Here is a 4,098-nt window from a genome sequence, read left to right as displayed (position 1 = left end):
GGAAGTACGTGCCAAAGTCGTCGTCATTGGCGATGATCTCGTTCGCTCCAACACCCACTACCTCTTCTGCCTCATCTGAAATGTCCTCTCCGTCACGTGGACCTTTGACAAGTACTTGAGCAATATTCACTAAGGTAGCTTTCTCCAGATCGCTTGTGGTAACCGTGTAGTTAGTGGTAACATTGATCACCTGACCAGGTGCTATTGTTCCCAAGTTCTGATTAAGACCAGTAAGTGGATCCTTAACTACCACACCAGCTAAGGTCACGTTGCCCGTATTGGTCACCGTCAAGGTATAGGTGATTACTTCACCGGCTTCTCTGACAATCTCCTTATCAGCGGTCTTCACCAACTGGATACCCGGTAGATACGCTATAGGTGTGGTTACCTCATCGGTAGCCGTTGGGTTATTGTCTCCCTCATTCGGACTCTCTCCGGTCGCAGTCGCCTCGTTCTTCACGCTGCCGGTATCCACGTCCTCCTGGGTAATCGGATACGTCGCCTCGATCGTCTTGCTCTCGCCAGGTGCCAAGGTACCCACATTCACTACCGTACCCGTCTTGGTATCCACTACCGTCACGTTATCCAAGGTTACGTTACCCGTGTTGGTCACCACTATTGTGTATGGAATCTCATCACCCGGCTTTTCCAACACCGGTTCGTTGTCCGTAATCTCAATATCAATATCCGGATTCTGAACCGCAGTTACTACCGCATCATCCTGGTCGGACACCTTTTCGTTACCGTTAAATCCTTCAGCTGTCGCCACGTTCAAAATCGATCCGCTGTCAATATCTGACTGGGTTACCGTATAGCTTGTCTCAACTTTGATCACCTGACCTGGTACCATAGAGCCATATAGGTTATCATATCCAGTCAATGGATCCGAAATCTTAACGCTGTTCAAGGTCACATTGCCCGTGTTGGTCACCGTCAAGGTGTATTTGATCACGTCGCCTGCATTATTTACCTCGGATACATCCGAAGTCTTCTCAATGGAAATTGCAGGGCTTTGAGTTGCTTTAACTACCGCATCATCCTGGTCGGACACCTTTTCGTTACCGTTAAATGCTTCAGCTGTCGCCACGTTCAAAATCGATCCGCTGTCAACATCTGACTGGGTTACCGTATAGCTTGTCTCAACTTTGATCACCTGACCTGGTACCATAGAACCATATAGGTTATCATATCCAGTCAATGGATCCGAAATCTTAACGCTGCTCAAGGTCACATTGCCCGTGTTGGTCACAGTTAAGGTGTACTTGATCACATCTCCCGCATTGTTTACCTCGGATACATCCGAAGTCTTCTCAATGGAAATTGCAGGGCTCTGAGTTGCTTTAACTACTGCGTCATCCTGGTCGGACACCTTTTCGTTACCGTTAAATCCTTCAGCTGTCGCCACATTCAAAATCGATCCGCTGTCAACATCTGACTGGGTTACCGTATAGCTTGTCTCAACTTTGATCACCTGACCTGGTACCATAGAACCATATAGGTTATCATATCCAGTCAATGGATCCGAAATCTTAACGCTGTTCAAGGTCACATTGCCCGTGTTAGTCACCGTCAAGGTGTATTTGATCACGTCGCCTGCATTATTCACCTCGGATACATCCGAAGTCTTCTCAATGGAAATTGCAGGGTTTTGAATTGCATTTACTTTGGCATCGTCCTGATCAGATACTTGAGTTTCTTTTGCAAATCCTGTTACAGAAGCAACGTTTATAATGGATCCATTATCCATATCTCCTTGAGTTACCGTGTAGCTAGTTTGAATAACTAAAACTTGACCTGGCACCATCTGTCCAATTACATTACTGTATTTGGTCAAAGGATCATTGACCGTAACACTATTCAGGATCAAATTACCTGTATTTGTAATTGTCAAGGTATAATTAATCACATCTCCAGCAGCATCAACGCTTGTTACATCTGCATCTTTTTCGATTGCAATATCAGGAGTTTGAGTCAAGCAAACCTCTGCAGAATCGGAGTCATCTGTAAGAACGGTTTGTTCAGATTCTGATTGTTCTCCAAGATAAACTGTTGCTGTCGCTGTATTTGTGATACAACCTTCCTCAATCAAGTTCTGAGTAATTTCAAGCTCAGCAGTGAAGGTTGTGAATTCTTGAGGAGCCAAGGATTGGATCATCCATATATCTCCTGTCAAGTCATCTTTCACCTCAACGTTTTGAAGTTCAACATCACCATCATTGGTAACCTTGATTTCGTAGGTTATAAATCCTCCTAGCTTATCGTCATTAGAAACAACCGACTTTTCTATTTGTACTGAAGGCTGAACAACCAATACTGTGACAATTGCGGTATCACAATTTGTCGGATTCGGATTAGTACAGATTCTATATTCTAGGGTATAGATTCCAGGTGCTAATCCTGGGCTAACGCTAACCAATCCTGTTGCAGTATCCAATAACAATGCTCCTGGAGTTGATTGACCTACTTCGGTAACAGTCACCAAAGAAGTATTCAATGGAGTAGTTCCGTCTAGTAGACTATCATTATCCAATACATTCACAATGTTGTTGTATCCAAACTGTGTTGATACAGGGATAGAAGTCATATCATCATCCACCGCAATTGGAGCATTTGGATCCGGATTACAAGCTTCTGTCGCTCCTGGGTAAGTCACTTCTGTTTGAATCTCAGGGTTCAATTTGAAGACTACATAAGCTCCATCTTCACGAACTTGATAGAAATTGAAGTTTCCTGAAACCCACTGATTGTTTTCAAATTTCCATCCTGGCCATGCGCTTCCATATCCTCCAGGAATAGTATCTGCTCCTGGGAACAACATGTAACCTTCCAAAGGAATGTTTTCATAAACAATGATCGGATTTCCATCCTTGTCATACCAAGTCATGGTCAATGGAGTATCGTCTCCAGGTGCCAAATCTTGAATATTGAAGTTTACTGGGGATATAATCCATCTTAAATATGGAGCATCCAGTTCACAATATTCTTCAACTTCAATTAGACCTAGCAATGGATTGATTGTTACTGTTATGACAGCCTCATCAAAGTTCAATGGATTACCAATCTCAGTAATTCTATAGGTCAATTGATAATCACCAGCCTGTGGATTTGCTGCAATGGTAATTTCTCCATTTGCATCCACAGAAAGAACTCCGCTAGGATCTGGAATTACAGTGGTCAAAATCACATTGGAAGGATTAGCAGAACCACCTTTCAATTCATCATTGGTCAAAGCATTTACCAACGACGTTTGAGGAGTTGTCGCATAATCGAAGGTTCCAGCAATATCATCCACCGCCAAAATCTCATTAAATCTGGATTCCGCTGTAGCATTGTCAGGCTGAGACTCAATTTCAGATTCTCCGAAGAATCCAATACCTGTCGCAATATTCGTAACTGAACCTTCTAACAAATCAGCCTCTGTCACAGAATACACAGCTGTGAAGACAATGGTAGCTCCAGGACTCAAGATTGTTGTATTAGCAGGATCTGCAATTACTCCAATCTTATCATCGTTTACTGTAAATGGACCGTTTAGGGTGACATTTCCAGAGTTGGTCACTACATACTCATATTCGATCAGATCATCGATCAAACTGTAAGGATCTCCTGCAGTAATAGTCTTCTCAATTTGTAATTCAGGAGACTGAGTAAAGCAAGCTTCAACTTGATCTTCATCAGAAAGAATTACGATGTAATCAGCAATTGGCTCACCTTGATTTGGAGATTGAGATTCTGTATACTCTCTAATCTCAGCAACTGCAGTATTGGTGAAGCATTTTTCATCAATCATCTGCTGAGTGATTGTAACAGAAACTGTATACACTTCTTCAGCTCCAGGAGCCAATTCCGCAATCAAATCTATCAAACCAGCCTGAATATCCTCAACATAGATATCATTCAAGGTCACATTACCAGTGTTGGAAACTGTGATCTCATAAGAAATCTGTCCGTTTAATGTGTCATCATTGGTTATTACCACTTTTTCAACATCGATATCAGGTGTCTGTACCGCATTCACCGTCTCAGAATCGGTGTCTCTTACCGGAGTGTTGTTATAGGTCGTGCTGGCTGTCGCCGTGTTGGTGAAGCTGCCTGCAT

Annotated in this window: 1 protein-coding gene; it reads right to left on the bottom strand. The window is 43.0% G+C overall.

The genetic code is table 11. The annotated features are described in order from the left end of the window. Nucleotides 1-4,098, bottom strand: a 4,098-nt coding sequence (locus DFQ04_RS18375; RefSeq protein ID WP_166637326.1) for a DUF7507 domain-containing protein, incomplete at both ends; no start/stop codon positions are given.

Origin of the sequence: Algoriphagus boseongensis (assembly GCF_004362805.1) — a bacterium.
Classification (GTDB): Bacteria; Bacteroidota; Bacteroidia; order Cytophagales; family Cyclobacteriaceae; genus Algoriphagus; species Algoriphagus boseongensis.
The sequence above is the reverse complement of the archived record's forward strand: the minus strand, read 5'-3'. Positions and strand labels throughout refer to the sequence as shown.